General features: G+C 62.5%; 17 protein-coding genes. 2 read left to right on the top strand and 15 right to left on the bottom strand.

What is annotated here, in order from left to right; translation table 11 throughout:
• Positions 1-2 precede the first annotated feature (2 nt).
• The 15 genes from F8A10_RS03050 to F8A10_RS02980 form a co-directional block, all read right to left on the bottom strand.
• On the bottom strand, positions 3-956 hold the full coding sequence (locus F8A10_RS03050) for an ABC transporter permease (RefSeq protein ID WP_029371373.1): 954 nt from the start codon (positions 954-956) through the stop codon (positions 3-5).
• Positions 957-961: 5 nt separating this feature from the next.
• Positions 962-2263 carry an ABC transporter permease gene (locus F8A10_RS03045; RefSeq protein ID WP_152366652.1) on the bottom strand — a complete coding sequence of 434 codons (1302 nt, stop codon included), beginning with the start codon at positions 2261-2263 and terminating at the stop codon, positions 962-964.
• Positions 2264-2336: 73 nt separating this feature from the next.
• Positions 2337-3419 (bottom strand): ABC transporter substrate-binding protein, encoded by a 1083-nt coding sequence (locus F8A10_RS03040; RefSeq protein ID WP_029371376.1) that lies wholly within the window; start codon positions 3417-3419, stop codon positions 2337-2339.
• 107 nt (positions 3420-3526) lie between these two features.
• Positions 3527-4609 (bottom strand): ABC transporter substrate-binding protein, encoded by a 1083-nt coding sequence (locus tag F8A10_RS03035; RefSeq protein ID WP_029371378.1) that lies wholly within the window; start codon positions 4607-4609, stop codon positions 3527-3529.
• 32 nt (positions 4610-4641) lie between these two features.
• Positions 4642-5748, bottom strand: a complete 1107-nt coding sequence (locus F8A10_RS03030; RefSeq protein WP_040601657.1) for an ABC transporter ATP-binding protein — start codon at positions 5746-5748, stop codon at positions 4642-4644.
• 403 nt (positions 5749-6151) lie between these two features.
• On the bottom strand, positions 6152-6877 hold the full coding sequence (locus F8A10_RS03025) for an SDR family oxidoreductase (protein WP_152366651.1): 726 nt from the start codon (positions 6875-6877) through the stop codon (positions 6152-6154).
• 14 nt (positions 6878-6891) lie between these two features.
• Entirely contained in the window at positions 6892-8514 is a 1623-nt protein-coding gene (locus tag F8A10_RS03020; RefSeq protein WP_152366650.1) for an FGGY-family carbohydrate kinase, read from the bottom strand.
• 29 nt (positions 8515-8543) lie between these two features.
• Positions 8544-9275 carry an SDR family oxidoreductase gene (locus F8A10_RS03015; protein WP_010392741.1) on the bottom strand — a complete coding sequence of 244 codons (732 nt, stop codon included), beginning with the start codon at positions 9273-9275 and terminating at the stop codon, positions 8544-8546.
• Between the two features lie 36 nt (positions 9276-9311).
• Positions 9312-10289 (bottom strand): ABC transporter permease, encoded by a 978-nt coding sequence (locus tag F8A10_RS03010; protein ID WP_010392743.1) that lies wholly within the window; start codon positions 10287-10289, stop codon positions 9312-9314.
• Positions 10279-11781, bottom strand: a complete 1503-nt coding sequence (locus F8A10_RS03005) for a sugar ABC transporter ATP-binding protein (RefSeq protein WP_152366649.1) — start codon at positions 11779-11781, stop codon at positions 10279-10281. Before F8A10_RS03005 ends, F8A10_RS03010 begins: the two co-directional genes overlap by 11 nt.
• 70 nt (positions 11782-11851) lie before the next feature.
• Positions 11852-12757, bottom strand: coding sequence for an ABC transporter substrate-binding protein (locus F8A10_RS03000; RefSeq protein WP_010392747.1), 906 nt, complete (start codon positions 12755-12757; stop codon positions 11852-11854).
• Between the two features lie 99 nt (positions 12758-12856).
• A complete protein-coding gene (locus F8A10_RS02995; RefSeq protein WP_010392749.1) occupies positions 12857-13741 on the bottom strand; it encodes an AraC family transcriptional regulator in 885 nt (294 codons plus the stop codon).
• A gap of 252 nt (positions 13742-13993) precedes the next feature.
• Positions 13994-15451: a xylulokinase gene (gene xylB / locus F8A10_RS02990; protein WP_010392752.1), complete on the bottom strand. Its 1458-nt coding sequence runs from the start codon at positions 15449-15451 to the stop codon at positions 13994-13996.
• A 4-nt stretch (positions 15452-15455) separates the two neighbouring features.
• A complete protein-coding gene (locus F8A10_RS02985; protein ID WP_010392755.1) occupies positions 15456-16493 on the bottom strand; it encodes an NAD(P)-dependent alcohol dehydrogenase in 1038 nt (345 codons plus the stop codon).
• Between the two features lie 211 nt (positions 16494-16704).
• Positions 16705-17169, bottom strand: coding sequence for a GatB/YqeY domain-containing protein (locus F8A10_RS02980; RefSeq protein ID WP_010392757.1), 465 nt, complete (start codon positions 17167-17169; stop codon positions 16705-16707).
• Positions 17170-17338: 169 nt separating this feature from the next.
• Here F8A10_RS02980 and carA point away from each other — a divergent pair, with 169 nt between their 5' ends.
• Positions 17339-18487: a glutamine-hydrolyzing carbamoyl-phosphate synthase small subunit gene (gene carA, locus F8A10_RS02975; protein WP_152366648.1), complete on the top strand. Its 1149-nt coding sequence runs from the start codon at positions 17339-17341 to the stop codon at positions 18485-18487.
• Between the two features lie 97 nt (positions 18488-18584).
• On the top strand, positions 18585-20651 hold the full coding sequence (locus F8A10_RS02970; protein WP_152366647.1) for a glycosyltransferase family 2 protein: 2067 nt from the start codon (positions 18585-18587) through the stop codon (positions 20649-20651).
• The last annotated feature ends 1 nt before the right edge of the window (position 20652 follow it).

The following is a 20652-nucleotide window of genomic DNA, read 5'->3' as shown; positions in this document are numbered from 1 at the left end:
CTTTACCGCGGGGTCAGGCCGCGCAGCCGCTCGGACCGGCGTCGCAACAGCTCGACCGTGGTCAATAGCGCAATCGAAAAAATCACCAGCAGCGTTGCTACCGCAAGGATCGCAGGCGAAATCTGTTCGCGAATACCGTTCCACATCTGGCGCGGGATGGTCTGCTGATCCGGACCAGCGATGAACAGGACCGCCACAACCTCGTCAAACGAGGTGACAAAGGCAAATAGTGCCCCCGAGATCACGCCCGGCAGGATAAGCGGCATGGTGATGCGAAAGAACGTCGTACGCGGGTTGGCGCCAAGACTTGCCGCCGCACGGTTCAGCGACTGGTCAAAACCGATCAGCGTCGCGGTCACGGTAATGATGACAAAGGGAATCCCCAGCGTCGCATGGGCCAGGATCACGCCCAGATATGTCCCGGCCAGCCGTCCGCATTCCGGGTTCAGTCCAAGCCAGCTCAGAGGTTCGCAGGGGTTCGAGTAAAAGAAGAACATCCCCGTCGCGGTAATGATGATCGGCACGATCATGGGCGAGATCAGGATCGCCATGATCGCACGCCGCCAGGGCATCTCGGGCCGTGACAGACCCAGCGCGGCCAGCGTCCCCAGGACAGTGGCGATCAGTGTCGAGAATACGCCGATGATGATCGAGCTTTTCGCCGCATTCACCCATTTGGCATTGTGCCAGGCATCCGCCCACCAGCTGAGGTCGCGCGGCGCATCGGGTCGCGCCATGCCAAAGGTCAAGAGGCTGTCATACCAGCGCAGCGAATAGCCGTCGGGGTCAAAGGACAACATCTTGTCAGTAAAGGTGAAATAGGGTTCGGCGTTGAACGATAGTGGGATCACCACCACGATCGGCGCGATCAGAAAGAAAAAGATCGCCGCGCAGATCACCAGATATGCGTAATGCCAGATTTTTTCCAGCGGAGAGGCATAGGTAGGAAGAGCCATGGCGATCACCCAAGCTTCAGATTGTCGATGCCGACAAGACGGTCATAGACCCAGTAAAGCACCAGCACTCCGGCCAGCAGCAGCGCGGCAAGGGCCGCAGCCATCGACCAGTTCAGCGTCTGCGTCATATGCATGGCGATCATGTTCGAGATCAGCTGACCCGACGATCCGCCAACCAGCGCCGGCGTGATGTAATAGCCGACCGCAAGGATAAAGACGAGCAACGCCCCCGCCCCCAGCCCCGGCAGGGTCTGCGGGAAATAGATCCGGCGGAATGCAGTCCAGCTGGTTGCACCAAGGCTGCGGGCCGCGCGGACGTAAGAGGGGTTGATGGTCCGCATCACCGAATAAAGCGGCAGGATCATGAAGGGCAGCAGGATATGCGTCATCGCAATAATGGTGCCCGTCTGGTTAAAGATCATCTGTAGCCGCTGGTTGTTGCCGATCACCCCCAGCCAGACAAGGACATCATTGACCACGCCTTGCTGCTGCAACAGCACCATCCACGCGGTCGTCCGGACCAGCAGCGAGGTCCAGAAGGGCAAAAGCACCAGGATCATCAGCAGGTTTGATCTGCGCATCGGCAGGGTGGCCAGCAGATGCGCGATCGGAAAGCCCAGCAGGAAGGTCATGAAGGTGATGACCAGCGACAGCCAAAAGGTGCGCATGAACAGTTTGACATAGATCTGCTGTTGCGCCGGAGCCGAGACGATATCGCCCTGTTCGTCACGGGTGCGGTCTACCGCCGCCAGATAGAAATTCGAGGTATAGGGCGAGGATGCCTCGCGCATCACTGACCATAGTTTCGGATCGCCCCATTTCTGGTCCATCTCAAGGATGGCCTCTTTGTAGGGCGGCTCGACACCCGAACGGGCCTTGCGCCCTGCCGAGGTGAACAGCGAACGCGTGCCGGGCATATCATAGTTGATACGGGTGCCGACCACGCCGATGGTACGCGCCTTGGCCGCCGCCTGCAGATCCTCGGCCAGCGCCGCCCAAGCCGCATCGTCAGGCTCGGTGCCGCGCGGGTTTTCGTGAAACCACGCGCTGAGACTGGGCATATTGGCCGAAAAGCCGTCATTCTTGACCGAACGTTGCAGCATCTGCCCAATCGGCACCACAAAGGTGATCAGAATGAACAGCAAAAGCGGCAGAACAAGCAGAAAGGCCCGCCGGCGTGCGCGCCGTGAACTGCGCACAAGCGCCTGTTTCAGCGGTCGACCGTCTGCGGTCCTTAAGGTGCCGCCTTCGTCAGGGCCGGCGGCCTCGGTCACGATGGCGGCATGGGGGTCAAGGGCTTTGGCCATCTCAATCCTTCGTCAGGCGTTCCTTGGTCTTGGACTGCGGCCCGGACCAGCCGGGCCGCAGAAAGCGATGCGATCAGTTGGCGGCAAGCCAGCTGTTGAACCTTTCGGTCAGTTCGGCACCATGATCGGCCCAGAACTCCGGGTCATCCATGACGGCGGTCTTCATATGCTCTTCGTTGGTCGGCATATGCGGACCCATCTCGGTCTTGCCATCCTCATACAGACCGACCAGTGCCGCCGAGCTTTTGCGCGACGGCCCATAGGCAATGTATTTCGCCTGATTGGCGAGCTGTTCGGTCGAGGTGGCGAATTTCAGATATTCCAGCGCCGCCTCGGGGTTGGGTGAGCCCTTGGGAATGGCGAACATGTCCATATCCATGTATTGCCCGTCCCAGATGATCTCGAAGGGCTTGCCCTCGCCCACCATGGCGTCAAAGAAGCGGCCGTTATAGCCAGTGGTCATCACCACCTCGCCATCGGCCAAAAGCTGGACCGGCTGGGCGCCTGCCTCCCACCAGACCACGTCTTTTTTGATGGTGTCGAGCTTGGCAAAGGCACGATCCACGCCCTCGGGCGTGCCAAGCGCCTCATATATCTGGTCGGGGGCGACGCCGTCAGCGATCAGCGCCAGATAAAGCGTGCGCTTGGGGTTCTTGGGCAGGCCGCGTTTGCCGGGGAATTTCGCAGTGTCAAAGAAATCCGCTGCCGTCGAGGGCTTTTCACCGCTGAACTTGGTAGTGTCAAAGGCGATAGGCGTGCCCCAAAAGATGTTGGCCACCGCACATTCGCGCAACGCGCCGGGGATAAAGTCCTGTTCGGCCGGGGTGCCATCGGGCGCGGGCGGCAGCGTGGCGGGGTCAATCTCGACCAGCGCGCCTTCGTCGCACAGGCGGATCGCGTCCGAAACCTCGATGTCAAAGACGTCGCCGGTGACATTTCCGGCCTCGACCTGGGCCTTGAGCGGCGTCGCAGGGTTGTCGGCAGCCATCATGTTTACCTTGATGCCGGTCTTTTCGGCAAAGGGCATGTTATAGGCCTGGACCTGCGACTTTTCATAAGCTCCGCCCCAGGACACGACGTTGACTTCCTGGTTCTGAGCCTGAGCCGCAAGACCCAGGCCACAAAGGGCCGTGGTCAGGATCAATCTGGTTCTCATGTTCTACTCCCGTTGGTTTTGCGGCTCTTGTGGCCGTTCTTGCGCCCGTTTCGGGCTTTTGGATGACCACGGCGAGAAACCCGCCGCGGCCGGCGATCAAAGGGGCGTCAGTTCGCCGCAAGCCAGGCGTTGAAACGCTCTTGCAGTTCGGCGTCGTGATCGACCCAGAAATCAAGATTCGAGGCCAGCGCCTCGGTCATGTTGTCAGCAAAGGTCGGCAGGTTCGGCCCCATCGGAACGTCGGTACCTTCGATATTGCCGACCAGCGCAGCGGCCGATTTGCGCGGCGGACCGTAGCTGATGAACTCGGCCGCACGGGCCTGCTGTTCAGGCGCGGTCGAGAAGGCGATGAATTCCTTGGCCGCCTCGATATTCGGGGCGCCTTTCGGCACGACCCAGCCCTCCATCTCATAGATCTGGCCGTTCCAGACGATCTTGAAGGGTTTGCCCTCTTTCTGTGCAGCGTCAAAGATCCGGCCGTTGAAAGCAAAGGCCATCGTCACCTCGCCATCCGCCAAAAGCTGCGGAGGCTGGGCGCCGGCTTCCCACCAGATCACGTCGTTCTTGATGGTTTCCAGCTTGGCAAAGGCACGGTCCACGCCTTCGGGGGTGCCAAGCACCTCATAGACCTGATCGGGGGCGACGCCATCGGCCATCAGCGCAAGCTCAAGGTTGAACTTGGCACCCTTGCGCATGGTGCGCTTGCCGGGGAACTTGGCCGTGTCAAAGAAATCGGCAGGGCCTGCCGGTTTCGCGTCCGAGAACTTGCTGTCGTCATAGGCCAGGATCATCGAATAGACGTCCGTGCCGACGAAACAGTCGGTGATCGCGCCTTCGATAAAGTCATCGGCAGCGGCAGTGCCATCGCCCGCCGCGGTCAGGATCGATGAATCGATCTCTTCCAGCAGGCCCTCGTCGCACAGGCGCACGGCATCGGCATATTCGACCGAGGCGACGTCGATGGTGACGTTACCAGCCTCGACCTGGCCCTTGATGGGCGTGGCAGGGTTGTCCGCGTCCGAAACCGCGACCTTGATGCCGGTCTTGGCCTCGAAGGGCTTCACGTAAGCCTGGACATGGCTGTTGCCATAAGCCCCACCCCAGGACAGCAGGTTCAGCTGCTTGTCCTGCGCCTGAGCAGAGGCAGCGACGGCGATCAGCGCAGAAGTCAGTATCAACGTGCGTTTCATCATAACTCCGTGGTTCCTTGCTGGATGCACACTCAGACCGGATCGAGGGCGCGGGCGTCTTCGGGATGCCAGCCGATCCGGATCGTCTGGCCGGGTGTCAGCTTCACCTGGCCAAGGGTATTGCGGTATTTCATGACGAAATCGTCCTGCCCCGCCACCTTGAGGCGCGCGCGCAGGATGTCGCCCATATAGATCACGTCCACGACATGCGCCTCAAGCGTATGGGCACCGGCGGGCATCAGCTCGGGCTTGAATTCGACCCGTTCCGGGCGGATCGAAACGGTGGTCTCTTGCCCGGTCTCGCGGATGTTGACGGCGGTGGCGTCGATCAGGTCGCCATTGCCCAGCCGCACCAGCGCCTTATCGTCCTGAAGCTGCTCAATCTTGCCGCGCAGCGCATTGTTTTCGCCGATAAAACCGGCGACAAAGCTGTTTTCGGGCTGCTCATAAAGCACGGCGGGCGGGGCAAGCTGCTGGATACGGCCGTCGTTAAAGACCGCGATACGGTCCGACATGGTCAGCGCCTCGCCCTGATCATGGGTGACATAGACCACCGTAATGCCCAGACGGTCATGCAGTGCCTTGATCTCGAACTGCATATGCTCGCGCAGCTGCTTGTCGAGCGCACCGAGCGGTTCGTCCATAAGCACCAGCTTGGGGTCAAAGACCAGCGCCCGCGCCAGGGCGATACGCTGCTGCTGCCCGCCTGAAAGCTGGGCCGGGCGACGGTTCTTGAACTGGCCCATCTGAACCATGTCGAGGGCGCGGGCGATGCGCGATTCGCGCTCGCTCTTGGTCATGCCGCGCACTTCCAGCGGAAAGGACAGATTCTCTCCCACCGTCATGTGGGGGAAAAGCGCGTAGTTCTGAAACACCATGCCGATGCCACGCTTATGCGGGGGCACATCGTTGATATTTTTGCCATCAAGCCGGATTTCGCCATGCGTCGCCGTCTCAAAGCCAGCCAGCATCATCAGACAGGTGGTCTTGCCCGAACCCGAGGGGCCGAGCATCGTCAGGAACTCGCCCTTGCCGATGGTCAGGTTCAGATCCTTTACGACAAGTGTTTGACCATCATAGCTTTTTTGGACGTGGTCAAAAACGACGAATGCGTCGTTGCCGGGCTGCGCAGTCACCATGCGGGCTCCCTGTTCCCTTGCTTGTTCGTTCTGTTTCCTGACACTAATCGGCGGCCCTCGCAGAATGCAACCGACTTGTAGATAAGGGATGGGGGCGGCATACCCCGTCCGGGCCGCGCCCCGCGCCGCTGCCCGTTTGCCTGGCATGTGCCTCTTTTCAGCAAAACCGCAGCTTCGCTATGGCAACCGGCGTGGGCATATCTTGACTGTCCAAGCCGTTACGGGGCGAAGAAAATCCCCCGCCAGCAGCCATCGAAAACAAAAAAGGCGCATCCCCGTCATGCCCTGCCTGGCATGCGCTTGGGATGCGCCGACACTCGTTTATCACTCGGCAGCCACCCGCGGGAATCGGGAAAATGCTGATGGCGCAAGCCGGTACCAACCCGCCTTGCCGCGCGATTTTTCAGACCGCCAGAAAGCCGCCATCCACGGACAGCACCGCGCCCGACACCATGCTGCTGTCCGAGGACAGCAGCAGCGCGATGGCCTGCGCGACCTCTTCGGCCTCGGCAAAGCGGTTCAGCGGGTGACGCACCATCATCGGCTGGCTTTTCGCCGGGTCCGACCAGGCCTCAGCCGCCAGTTCGGTCAGGGTGATGGTCGGCGCAACCGCATTCACGCGGATGCCATGCGGTCCCAGTTCCTTGGCCAGCACACGGGTCGCCCCCTCAAGCCCGGCCTTCGAGGCTGCATAACACAAGTGGTCCTGAAAACCGCGATGACCAGCGATCGAGGTGATATTGACGATTGCGCCACCTCCACCCGCAGCAACCCGGGCGCGGGCGAATTCCTGACAGCAGATCAGCGCCGCGCGCAGGTTGATGCCCAAAACCGCCTCATATCCGGCCTCGGTCATGTCGAGCACGCTTTCCAGCACGTTGATACCGGCGCTGTTGATCAGATAGTCGGCGGTCCCGGCCTCGGCCATCGCGGCACGTGCAGCGGCCGGATCGGCCAGATCGACGCGGATGCCATGCGCACCGAATTCATCGCGCAGGCTGTCGAGATCGGATTGGGTCCGGCTTAACGCCACGACCTTGGCCCCACGCTGGGCCATGAGCTGGGCGCAGGCGCGGCCGATGCCCTTGCCCGCACCGGTGATGATGACGGTCTTGCCCGAGAATTGCATGTTTCCTCACATATTCAGTTGGATGGCAGGGCCGCCATCGACGAGCGGATCTGCCGCGCCACGGATTGCAGCGCCAGAAAGGCGGCATAGCGCGCCTCTTGCCGCGCGCGGGTGGCCGGGTCAGGAACGCAGCGCGTGGCGACACGCGACATGGCAGGCATTGCGGTATGCAGATCGGGGTAGACACCCGCCGCCACCGCCCCAAGCATGGCCGAGCCAAGCAGCACCGGCTCGGCGCATTCGGTCACCTCGACCGGCAGCATGGTCGCATCAGCCAGAAGCTGCCGCGTCAATGGATGCGCACCCGCACCACCGCTGACGCTGATCGTTTCGACCGGCGCGCCATGGGCGGCCTGGGTCTCGATGATCTGGCGCAATCCGTAGCCAAGGCCGCAAATGCCGGCGACGTAAAGCGCGGCCAGCGAATCCGGGCCGGTCTCCATCCCCTGCCCCATAATGACGGCGCGGGCATGGGGGTCAGCAAAGGGCGCACGGTTGCCCAGGAACTCGGGCACAACATGCAGCTCATCGGCAAGGCGCACCGCGTCGGCGGCCGAGCCCGCAAGTTCAAGCGCCCGGTCCGCCAGCCACTGCGGCAAGGACTTGCCCGCCGCCTCGGCCAGCGCAGACGCCTCACCCGTGGCCGGATGCAATTGCACCAGCTGGTCGATGGCGGCACCGGCGGCAGATTGCCCACCTTCGTTCAGCCACATGCCGGGCACCATGGCCGAGTAATAGGGTCCCCAGACCCCCGGCACAAAGGCCGGCTCTCGCGTCGTCGTCATGGTGCAGGATGAGGTACCAAAGACATAGCCAAGGCATGTCGTCGCATCCCCCCTGGCGGCAACCGTGCCGACCCCTCCGGCATGGGCGTCGATAAGCCCTGCCGCCACCGCGGTCCCCGGGCGCAGCCCCATGGCGCTTGCAGCGGCCTTGGTCAGACCGTGACCAAGCGGGGTGCCCGGGTCGACGACACGCGCCCCGATACGGGCAAATCCCTGTTCCGCCAGATCCTCAAGTCCGATCTGGCGGAAATAATCCGCGTCCCAGCGACCCTCGTGGGCAAGATAGGTCCATTTGCAGGTCACCGTGCAGGCCGAGCGCTCAAGCGCGCCGGTCGCTTTCCAGGTCAGAAAATCGGTAAGATCAAAGAAATGCGCCGCAGCGGCATATACCTCGGGGCGGTTCTCGCGCAGCCACAAAAGCTTGGGCGTCTCCATCTCGGGCGAGATGCGGGTGCCGACATATTTCAGCACCTCATGGCCCTGGGCGTTGATACGCTCGGCCTGTTCGACGGCGCGATGGTCCATCCAGACGATAATGTCACGCTCAGGGTGGGCGGGATCGCCGACGGGCAGCGTCGCCTCACCCTCACCCCGCACGACCAGAGAGCAGGTGGCATCGAAACCGATGCCCGTGACCTGCGCCGGGTCGATCCCGGCACGGGTCACGCTTTCCCGGACAGAGTCGCAGACCGCGCGCCAGACCTGCTCGCTGGACTGTTCGGCGATGATACCGCGTTCGCGGTGCATCTCGATCTGGCGGCGGGCTGTGGCGATCAGATTGCCCTTGCGGTCAAACACACCAGCCCGCGCCGATCCTGTGCCGACGTCGATACCGATCAGATACTGGTCCATGATGCCTCCCCTGTTCCGGGTCCTGCGGGTCAGACGCGATCAAAGTTGGTGGGCAGCACCAGCATGTCGCGGATAGTCACGGTGCGTTTGCGGGTCAGCATGTATTCGACCGCATCGGCGACCTCTTCGGGGTCGATCAGACTGCCCGTCTCTTTGGCCTTGCGCAGGTTTTCCTCGGGCCAGTCGGCAAGCAGCGCCGAAACCACCGGCCCGGGCGAGACCTGCATGACCCGCACACCATGCGGGATCATCTGGCGCCGCATGCCCTGCACAAAGCTGGTGATCGCCCATTTCGAGCCGGAATAGACCGGCTCCCACCAGGTCGGGAAATGGCCGGCGATCGAGCAGGTGACGACGATATCGCCGGTCTTGCGCTGGGTCATATGCGGCACCACGGCGTGGACGTTCTTCATCACCGCATTGACGTTGAGGTTCAGCATGCGGTCGATCGCCTCGGGCGTCGTCTCGGTCAGATCGCCGCCGATATAGGTCCCGGCGTTGCAGTAAAGGATGTCGATGTGTCCGACCTTTGCCAGAATCTCGGGGATCATGGCATTGCAGCTTTTCTCATCAATCAGGTTCGTGACCTGAGTGATGACCCGGTCGCCCAGTTTGGAGGCGAGCTCGTTCAGCGCCGCCTCGTTCCAGTCCACCATGACCACGGTGGCGCCCCGGTCCAGCAGGCGCTGAGTGGTGGCAAGGCCGATCCCCGAAGCCGCGCCAGTGATGACGGCAATTTTCCCGTCCAGAGATTCAGACATTCCGTTCTCCTGTCTTATCAATTCGTTGGGCGTGGCTCAGCGCCATTCGCGCCCGATATAGATGGCCAGCAGGATGATCGCGCCCTTGATGACATCCTGCAGATAGGGGTTGATGCCCATAAGGTTCAGACCGTTGTTCAGGATGCCAAGCAGCACCGCCCCGATCAGCGTGCCAAGGATCAGCCCGCGCCCGCCCGCAATCGCGGTGCCGCCCAGAACCACGGCAGCGATGGCGTCCAGTTCGAACCCCACGCCTGCGTTGGGCTGGCCGCTCATCAGACGGCCGGTCAGGATCACCGCGGCCAGCGCCGAAGTCAGGCCCGAGATGCCATAGACCGCCAGCTTGACGCGCTGGGTCTTGACGCCCGAAAGCCGCGCCGCGTTCTCGTTCCCGCCAAGGGCATAGACGTGGCGGCCAAAGGCGGTCCGCTGCAAAAGCACCCAAGCGACGGCATAAATCGCCACCATGATCACGACCGGCACCGGGATGATGCCGATGCGGCCAACGCCGAACCACGAAATCCAGCTGGGGATACCGCTGATCGGATAGCCGCCCGAGTAGATCAGGCCAAGGCCGCGCGCCATGCCCATGGTGGCAAGGGTCACGATGATCGCCGGCATCCGGCCCCATGCGACCAGCACCCCGTTGGCCAGCCCGATGCCAAGGCCGATCAGCAGCCCCAGCGCCAGCGCCGCAGCGGCGGGGACACCCATGTTCACCATCATCCCCGCGCTCAGCGTGCCGACCAGCGCCATGACCGCGCCGACCGACAGGTCGATCCCGCCGGTCAGGATCACAAAGGTCATGCCGACGGCAAGGATGCCGACCACCGACACCTGCCGCAGCACGTTGAGGATGTTGTTGAGGGTAAAGAAGTTGTCGCTGGCCAGCCCCATCAGGATCGAGACGACGATCAGCCCGATCAGCGGCAGCGCCAGAGGCGATTGCAGCAGGCGGCCAAGCGTCAGGCCGCCGGTTTTGCCGGCCGCGCCGGTGCTTGCGTCATGCGACATGTTCAACTCTCCCGGTCGTAGCATGGGTCATGATGGTTTCGGATTCGATCTGGTCGCCCTCGACCGTGGCGACGAGCCCGCCCGAGCGGAACACGCAGACCCGGTCGGACATGCCGATCACTTCGGGCAGTTCGGATGAGATCATGATGATCGAGCCGCCCTTTTGGGTGAATTCGCGCATCAGGGCATAGATCTCGGCCTTGGCGCCGACGTCGATACCGCGCGTCGGCTCGTCAAAGATCAAAACCTGCATGTCGTGGTTCAGCCAGCGGGCAATGACGACCTTTTGCTGGTTCCCGCCCGACAGCGTGTCAACGCGGGCATGCGGACCCTGCGCCTTGACACGCACCTGCGCCATGGCGGTCCTGGTCGCAGCCAGCTCTTTCTTCAGGTCGATGAACCAGTGGTTCTTGCGATATTTGCCGTAATTGTTCAGCGAAACGTTTTGCAGGATGGAAAAGCTGGTGATCAGCCCCTGTTCTTTGCGGCTTTCGGGCAACAGGCCGATGCCAGCTGCCAGCGCCTCATCAGGGCCGCGAAAGCGTTTCTGCGTCCCGTTCAGGCGCAGCCGGCAACGCTGCACTGGCCCGGCGCCCAGCATGGCAAGCACGGTTTCCGTACGACCCGAACCGACCAGCCCGGCAAACCCCAGTATCTCGCCCTTGCGAAGCTGAAAGCGCGAGACGGGCCCGCCTTTTTTCAGTTGCAGCTCCTCAACGTCGATAACCACGGGGGCCGGGGACGGCACCGGCACCTTGGCCGGGAAATTATTCTCGATCCGGCGGCCGACCATCATTTCGACCAGCCGGTCGTTATCGACCTCGGACACTGCACATGAGCCGACGAATTCGCCGTCGCGCAAGACGGTGATACGGTCACAAATCTCGAAGATTTCTTCGAGGTGATGCGAGATAAAGATGATCGCCACGCCCTGTTTGCGCAGTTCGCGCATCACCTTGAAAAGGTGCTCGACCTCAGAGGGTGTCAGGGTCGCGGTCGGCTCGTCCAGCACCAGAATCCGGGCATTGAGCGACAGCGCCTTGGCGATTTCTACAAATTGCTGCTCGGCCACCGACAGGCGATGCACCGGCACATCCAGCGGCACATCAACCGCAAGCTGGCGCATGATCTCGGCCGCGCGCCTGTGCATGGCCTTGCGGTTCAACATGCCAAAGCGGTTGCGGATCTCGCGCGCCAGAAACATGTTTTCGACCGCGTCCAGCCACGGGATCAGACTGAATTCCTGAAACACGATACCGATCCCGGCAGCGATGGCCTGATCGTAATCGGCAAAATGGCGTTCAGCCCCGTTGATGAGAATCTTGCCCTCGCTGGGCTGGATGATGCCGCAAAGGATCTTCATCAGCGTGGACTTGCCCGCGCCGTTCTCGCCCAGAAGGGCATGAACTTCGCCCGCGCGGACATCCAGATCGACGCCGTGAAGGACCTCGATCTTGCCAAAGCTTTTGCGGATTCCCTTCAGTTCCAGCATGATGCCCTCCTGAATGGCTGGGAAAACTCCCGCCCCCGCATGATGCGAGGGCGGGCGCGGGGAGGAACCCTTACCAGCTGAAGTCAGCCGCGTTTTCCTTGTCCACGACCATAACATCAATCGGGACTTCTTTCGGCACGACACGAGCGCCCCATTTCTGGGCCAGTGCCAAGGCCAGGCCGACGCGCACCTGATCGCGCGGGAACTGGGCAGTGGTTTCGATGAACGGGCCGCCTTCGGTGATTGCCTTGATCGCTTCGGGCGCGCCATCGACCGACACCAGCTTGATATCCTTGCCCGAACCCTGGATCGCAGCCAGAGCACCCATCGCGCCGCCGTCGTTCACCGAAAAGATACCGGCCAGGTTCGGATGCGACTGGATCATGTTCTCGACCACACCCAGTGCGACCGAGCGGTCCTGACGGCCGTTCTGCGTATCGACCAGCTTGATTTCCGGGAACTCTTCCAGCGCGGCCTTGCAGCCCTCGACGCGCTGCAGGATCGGCACGACCGGGATACCGTCAAGGATCGCGACCTCACCTTTGCCTTCAAGGGTTTCGCCCAGGTATTTGCAGGACATGTAGCCCGCATCACGGTTTTTCGAGCCGACAAAGGTGTCGACCGGGCCGTTCGCATTCGCATCGACCGCAACGACGGTCACACCGGCAGCCTTGGCGGCATGCACCGCGGCCTCGATCCCGGCGCTGTCCGTGGGATTCAGCAGCAGGATGTCGATATTTTGCTGCAGCATGTCCTCGACATCCGAGATCTGCTTGGCGACGTCATGGCCCGCGTCGGTCACGACCACCTCGGCGCCCAGGCTGGCGGCCGCCTCTTTCAGCGCCTCTTGCATCGAGACGAAGTAGGGGTTGTTCAGCTCCTGGAAGGTCATGCCGATTTTCAGCTTGTCCTGAGCCAGCGCCGGGGCTGCCAGCAGCGCAAGCGCAGCCGAAGCGGTAAGAAGTTTGGATCTCATCAGGGTTCCCTCCCATCTGAATGAAAGCAGGCAAAGCCTGCGCGTCTCCGGACGGCGCCGCGCCGCCCGAATTGGTGAATTCCGCGATATCGGTTTGTGTCAGTCCGCCATGACCATTGCCTTCTGGGCCGCAAAAGTCGCGCGGAACTGCGAGGGCGACATTCCCTTCAGCTTAAGGAAATGCCGGTTAAAGTTCGACAGGTTCGAAAACCCGACCTCATAGCAAATCTCGGCCACCTTGATTTCGGGGACGGTCAGCAGCATCTGGCAAGCCAGATCGATACGCAGCTGATTGCGATAGCGCACCAGCGTCGTGCCGGTATGGCGCTTGAACGCACGGGAAAAGGCGCTCTGGCTTTGGCCGACCATCTCGGCCAGCCCGGCCTCTTCGATCTGCTCGGTCAGATGTTCGCGCAGATAGGACAGCGCCCGATTGATGCCGCCGTCACTGATGCGCGTCAGATCCAGCTCAAAGCTGAGGCTTGCCAGCACCTCATATTCCGGCGCGTTGGCAAGGTGATCAAGGATTTCCCAGAACAGCGCCAGACGGCGCAGCCCCTGTGCCTCGACCAGCCGTTCCATCAGCGGACGGACACGGGCGCTGGTCTCGTCATCAAACAGCAGGCCACGACGCGAGCGATCCAGCAGCGGACGCAGCGCCTCCATCTCGGCCATAGAGGCGCTTGCCCCCTCGATAAAAGCCTCGGGGAACTGGATGACCAGCGAGCGCAGCGGCACAGCCTCGCCCGGCGCGATGTCGCTGATCCAGTTCTGCGGCAGGTTCGGCCCCGTCATGATCAGCTGGCCGGGCTGAAAACTGCCCACATGGTCGCCGATATAAAACGTACCCGACGTGGCGACGACGAGGTGAATTTCATATTCGGGGTGGTAGTGCCAGCGCACCGTGCGGAACGGATAGCCATGCATCCACGCGGCGAAGGATTCGCCTTTGCGGATATGGACCAGTTCCAGATCGGGTTGCATTCACCTTCCCCCCCTTGCGAGCTGCGATTCCCCTGACCGGCAGCCGCGAACGTTCAGCAAACATAGGCTTCACAACCCGCGCATCTCCACATCAGAGGCAAGAAAATACCGATACTTTTTTGCCAGTATCTGCGTAGAAATTGAATAATCCTTCAAGTTCCATCACGTCACGCTGTTCCCACGACGCAAAAGACCCATGCCGCAATGCAGCGACATGGGCCTGCTTTCCTGAAAACTACCCCCGCCCGGTGGTCAGGAAGCGGGCGCGGTCAGATCCCGCAAACACGGCCAAGCAGTATGATACATCTCATACTTTTTCGCATAGGCCTGCGCCAATCCGGCATCGGGTCTGATTTCAGCACGCACAGCAGGTTTGGCAAAGATACGTTCGGAGGTGTCGCCAGTCGCGCATGACGCCGCCAGTTTTGCCGCACCAAAGGCAGCACCAAAATCGCCGTCCTCCGGCTCAAGCAGCGTCAGCCCGGTCGCCGAGGCCATGATCCTCAGCCAGGCCTGCGAACGCGCGCCGCCGCCAACCGCATAGGCCGCCTCGATCGAAGTGCCGGCCTTGCGCAAAGCATGGACGCAATCGGCAAAGGCCATGGCCACGCCCTCCATCGCCGCTTGCGCCAGATCGGCAAGGCCCGTAGCGCGGCGCAGACCAAGGAAGGCGCCGGTCGCGTCGGGATCGTTCAGGGGCGTACGCTCACCCGAAAGGTAAGGCAGGAACGTGACGGGCGACGGCTCTTTCACCTCGGTCACCAGCGCGGCAAGTCCGGGGACAGTCTTGCCCGTGATCTCGGACAGCCAGGTCATGCTGTCGGTCGCGGACAGGATCACCCCCATCTGATGCCAGGTCTGCGGCACGGCGTGACAGAAGGTATGCACGGCGTCGGCAGTGTTCGGCGCATAAGCCTCGGTCGCAGCGAAAAGCACACCCGAGGTTCCCAGCGACAGAAAGCCCGTACCCGGCGTCATCACCCCCATACCGCAGGCCGTGGCCGCGTTGTCGCCACCACCACCCGCCACAGGGACACGCGCGATGCCCCAGCGCTCGGCCAGGTCGGCGCGCAGGTGGCCCGAGACATCGCTGCCCTCGACAAGCGCAGGCATATGCGCGCGCGTAAGCCCGGTGGCCGTCAGCAAAGCATCCGACCAGTCGCGCTTGCCGACATCCAGCCACAGCGTGCCTGCGGCATCCGACATTTCGGCCACATGTTCGCCCGTCAGCCACAGCCGCAGGTAATCCTTGGGCAGCAGAACCTTGGCCGTGCGCTCGAACACCTCGGGTTCATTTTGCGCGACCCACAGCAGTTTCGGCGCAGTAAAGCCCGCCATCACCAGATTGCCGGCGATGCCGTGGAAATCTGCGCGCCCGGTCAGTTCGGCGCATTGTCGGCCCGAGCGGCCATCGTTCCACAGGATACAGGGCCGCAGCACCTGATCCGCAGCATCAAGCAGCACAGCCCCATGCATATGGCCCGACAGGCCAATGGCCTGCAGGCGGGCCATTTCCTGCGGATGATCCCGCAACAGCGTGGCAATCGCCGCCTCTGCCCCGGCGATCCAGTCGGCTGGGGCCTGTTCGGACCAGCCCGCATGGGGACGGCTGACGGTCAGTGCGGCATGGGCGACACCCACAGGGGCAAAGGTCTCATCGACCAGCATCGCCTTGATGCCCGAAGTGCCGAGGTCCAGTCCAAGATACATGGCCTTACTCCGGCATCACGATCTGTAGCTTAACATCGGTCTCGCGCGCCTCAACCGCACGATCAAAGGCGGCAATGCTGTCTTCGAACGGCAGCGTGGCCGAGATCAGCGGCTTGAGATCCACCTTGCCCGAGGCGATCAGCGCAATCGCCCGATCATAGACATTGGCATAGCGGAAAACGGTCTCGATCCGCAGCTCTTTCGCCTGCAGACCGACGATATCTACCGGGACCGGATCGACGGGCATGCCCACCAGCACGATCGCCCCACCCGGCCGCGCCAGCGCAGGCAGGCCAAGGATCGCCGGAGCCGCGCCAGAGCATTCAAAGACGATGTCAGCGCCCCAGCCATCAGTCACCTCGGCCACCGCCTCGACCAGGGGACGATTGCGGATGTTGACGCATTCGATACCGTCATAGGCACCGATAATGTCCAGCTTGGGCTGCGCGAGATCGGCGACAACCACCCGTGCGCACCCCCCAGCCAGCGCCGCCAGCGCCACCATCATCCCGATGGGACCGGCGCCAGTGACCACCGCCACGTCGCCCGGCTGGATGCGCGCCCGCAGGGCCGCCTGCATGCCGATAGCAAAAGGTTCGACCATCGCACCCTCGGCAAAACTGACCGAGTCGGGCAGCTTGTAGGTAAAGGCAGCAGGATGGATCACCTCGGGCGTCAGGCAGCCATGGATCGGCGGCGTCGCCCAGAAGGTCACGGCCGGATCAACGTTATAGATCCCAAGCTTTGATGCCCGCGAGGTCGGATCGGGGATCCCCGGCTCCATGCAGACGCGGTCGCCGGCCTTAAGATGGGTGACCTCGGCCCCGACCCCAATCACCGTGCCCGAGGCTTCATGCCCCAGAACCATGGGCGCATTGACGACGAAATGGCCGATCTTGCCATGGGTATAGTAATGCACGTCCGAGCCGCAGATCCCGACCGTATGCGTCTTGATCCGCACATCCCTGGGCCCGAGCGTACCGGGGATGTCAAAATCCCGCAGCGACAGCTTGCCCTTTTCCTCTAGCACCAATGCTTTCATCGCCCGTCCTCCTGATGGCAGCGCCTCACCGGGCGCTTTCAACTCGCGTCTTTGGCGGCGAGTCGGGGCGCATGTAAACAGAAACCCGCATCCCACACGAGCTTTTGCCCGTTGCGGGAATAATTGTATCAGTTCCGAATCCGGAAAAGCATGTTTTCAGAATCGCAGCGGGCGCAACGCGGCCCCTGACCCGAGAATCAGGGGCGGGTTGTCACTTCATCAGCCGGTCTTTGATCATCGGGCCGACAGCGCCAAAATCCATCTGCCCGGCATAGCGGCTGCGCAGCTCAGCCATGACACGGCCCATGTCACGGATCGACTCGGCCCCCAAATCGGCAATGGCTTTTTCGATGGCGGCGCGGGTCTCTTCCTCGTCAAGCTGGCGCGGCAGATAGGATTGGATCACGCGGATCTCTTCCAGTTCGCGCTCGGCCAGCTCCAGCCGGCCGCCCTCTTCATAGGCTTTGGCTGATTCCTGGCGCTGCTTGACCATCTTGGACAGGATGGCGGTCAGATCGGCCTCGCTCAGTCCCGCCTCGTCCCCGCCCCCGGTCCGGGCGGCAATCTCACGATCCTTGATCGCGGCCGAGATCAGCCGCAGCGTCGACAGCCGCGCCGAGTCCTTGGCCTTCATCGCTTCTTTGGTGTCAGCCAGAATACGCTCGCGCAATCCCATATGGTCCTCGCTGGATGAATTCCGCCGGGTGGTGCCCGGCTTCGTCCTTGCCGTCAAGCCATGCCTCAACCCCGACCACACGTCAAAGTTCCGTATCAAGGTGCCAGTCCTGCCTTGACGCCCGTCCGCCCTTTACCTAGGTTCCCGCCGATTTACCCGGAGATCGACGATGCCCCAGAAACCGACCGCATGTCTTGCGCTTGCCGACGGCACCGTGTTCCACGGCCAGGGCTTCGGCGCGGTCGGGGAGGTGGTGGCCGAACTGGTCTTCAACACCGCGATGACCGGCTATCAGGAGATCATGACTGATCCCTCTTATGCCAGCCAGATCGTGACCTTTACCTTCCCCCATATCGGCAACACCGGTGTGACCGAGCAGGATGATGAGGCGCCCGAGCCTGTCGCCTCGGGGATCGTGGTGAAATGGGACCCGACCGAACCGTCGAACTGGCGGGCTTCCTCGGATCTCGTCCAGTGGATGGAGCGGCGTGGCCGTATCGGGATCGGCGGCATCGACACCCGCCGCCTGACCCGCGCGATCCGCCAGCAGGGCTCGCCCCACGTGGTGCTGGCCCATGACCCGCAGGGTAACTTCGACATCGCCGCTATGGTCGCCAAGGCGCGCGAATGGAAAGGTCTCGTCGGGCTGGATCTCGCCAAAGAGGTCAGCTGCCGGCAAAGCTATCGCTGGGACGAAGGGCTGTGGTCCTGGCCCGACACCTTCGGCAAAACCAACGAGAGCAGACCCTTCCGCGTGGTTGCCGTCGATTATGGCGCGAAACGCAACATCCTGCGCTCGCTGGCACAAAGCGGGGCCGATGTGACGGTCCTGCCTGCCACCGCCACGGCCGAGGAAGTGCTGGCCCATGATCCCGAGGGCATTTTTCTGTCAAACGGCCCGGGTGACCCGGCAGCGACCGGCGAATATGCCGTGCCGATGATTCAGGAACTGTTGCGCAGGGATATGCCGATCTTTGGCATCTGCCTTGGCCATCAGATGCTGGCGCTGGCGCTTGGCGCCAGGACCATCAAGATGAACCACGGCCACCACGGTGCGAACCACCCCGTCAAGGATGTCGAGACCGGCAAGGTCGAAATCACCTCGATGAACCACGGTTTCGCCGTCGATGCCCAAACCCTGCCCAAAGGCGTGATCGAGACCCATGTCAGCCTGTTCGACGGGTCGAACTGCGGGCTGCGCGTGGCCGACAAGCCCGTGTTCTCGGTACAGTATCACCCCGAGGCCAGCCCCGGCCCGCAGGACAGTGCCTATCTGTTCGAGCGTTTTACCGAGGCGATGCGGGCCCGTCGCGGCTGATTTTCGGACCGGGCGGGGCTGACCCGGCCCGGTTAACCTCATCTTAACCTTCTCCGTGGCAGAGAGGGGCCATCGTGACCCAGCAAGGGAATACGCATTGGCCCGCATTGCTCCATTCAGGCCCGACCGGGACATTCTGCCCGCTGCTGTCCCAGCTCAGGGGGCGCTTGTTTCTGCCCGCGACCTGCGGCCACTGGGCCAGATCCTGATCGAGGATGGCGCAGTCGAGCCGGCAAATCTGCTCAAGGCGCTGATGATACGCCAGCGGCAGCAGGCGCGGCTGGGGGAAATTCTGCTTGCCCATGGCTGGGTCAAGGAAGAGGCGCTGATCCGCGCCCTCTCGCGGCAATGGCGCACGAATGTGCTGGATCTCAAGGCGCTGCCGCCCGATCCGAGGTTGATCGACACAATGGGCGCGCAGCTTTGCCTTACCGCAGGCGTGGTGCCATGGCGGCGGATCGGCGGTGTGACCTTCATCGCCACCGCCCGGCCCGAAGAGTTCGAGGCACTGCAAACCCGCCTGCCACCCGGTTTTGGCACCGTGCGCATGCTGCTGTGTTCGGAAAATGCGGCACGTGAGGCGATTCTGGCCCTGCGCCGCACATCGCTTGTGCGTAAGGCCGAAACCTGTGTGCCACCCCGGGAAAGCTGCCGCACCCGTAACGAAGGCCGAACCGCCTGGATCGCTGGCTTGCTGATTCTCGCCGCAGTTCTTGGCCTCACGCTGGCTCCGATCGGCTTCATTGCGGTGCTGACCGGTTGGGCGGTTCTGGCGCTGATCGCCTCGACTGCGCTGAAGATTTGCTCCTTTGCCGCGATTCTGCGCCAAACCCGCAAGATGCGGCGTGAGGCGCGCGCCATGGCCCAAGGCGCGACCAGCCCGCCCGAAATGAAAGCGCCTTTGCCAGTGATTTCGGTCATGGTGCCCCTGTTTGCCGAGGCCGATATCGCCGACAAGCTGATCGGGCGGCTGTCGAGGCTGAACTATCCGCGTGAGCTGATGGATATCCTGATCGTGGTCGAAGAAAGCGATCGCATCACCTGCGAGGCGCTTGACGACAGCCGGCTGCCGCATTGGCTGCGCGTGGTGAAAGTGCCTGATGGTCCGGTCCGCACCAAACCACGGGCGCTGAATTATGCGCTGAACTTTTGCCGTGGCTCGATCATTGGCGTCTGGGATGCCGAGGACCGCCCCGAGCCTGAACAGCTTCATAAGGTCGCGCGCGGTTTTCACTTTGCCCCGCCCGAGGTCGCCTGCCTGCAAGGCGTTCTCGACTATTACAACCCGCGCACCAACTGGCTCGCGCGCGCATTTACCATCGAATATGCCTCATGGTTTCGCGGCACGCTGGCCGGGGCGGCAGCGCTTGACCTGGTGGTGCCGCTTGGCGGGACGACACTGTTTTTCCGCCGCGACGCACTTGAGGCGGTCGGCGCGTGGGACGCCTGGAACGTCACCGAGGACGCCGATCTGGGCGTGCGGCTGACCCGGCGCGGCTACCGCACCCAAATGCTCGACACCGTCACGCATGAAGAGGCGAACTGCCGCCTTATCCCCTGGGTCAAGCAGCGCTCGCGCTGGCTCAAGGGCTTTGCCATGACTTGGGGCGTGCATATGCGCGACCCGGTTGGTCTGTGGCGCGATCTTGGGTCACGGCGCTTTATCGGGTTGCAGGCACAGCTTTTCGCTGCAGTCTCTCAATATCTGTTCGCGCCAGTACTGTGGAGCTTTTGGCTGCTCAGCCTTGGCCTGCCCCATCCGATGCGCAATGTGCTGGCAGGGCTGTGGGGCGGCAATGCCATCCCTGTGCTTTTCAGCCTGTTCGTCGCATCCGAGCTTTTGAACGTCGCCATTGGCCTGTGGGCGGTCCGGGGACGTGAGCACCGCCACCTGACCCCTTGGGTACCGACGATGCACCTGTACTTTCCCCTTGGCTGTCTGGCAGCGTGGAAGGCGGTTTATGAACTGGTGGCCAAGCCCTTTTACTGGGACAAGACCCAGCACGGCATCTTTGACGCCAACCACGACGAAGCGGCTGAAACAGTAATCTCTCGCGAACCTATTCCCCTTAGCAGCTCTGCCAATGCGAATGGTCAGGTGGCGGCTGGACAGCAGACCACGGGCCGGGTGCGGGCACTGCACGCTATCAGCAGGGTCGGATAAG

The organism is Paracoccus kondratievae (genome assembly GCF_009301415.1).
Lineage (GTDB): Bacteria > Pseudomonadota > Alphaproteobacteria > Rhodobacterales > Rhodobacteraceae > Paracoccus > Paracoccus kondratievae.
This window is presented reverse-complemented; position numbering and strand designations above follow the sequence as displayed.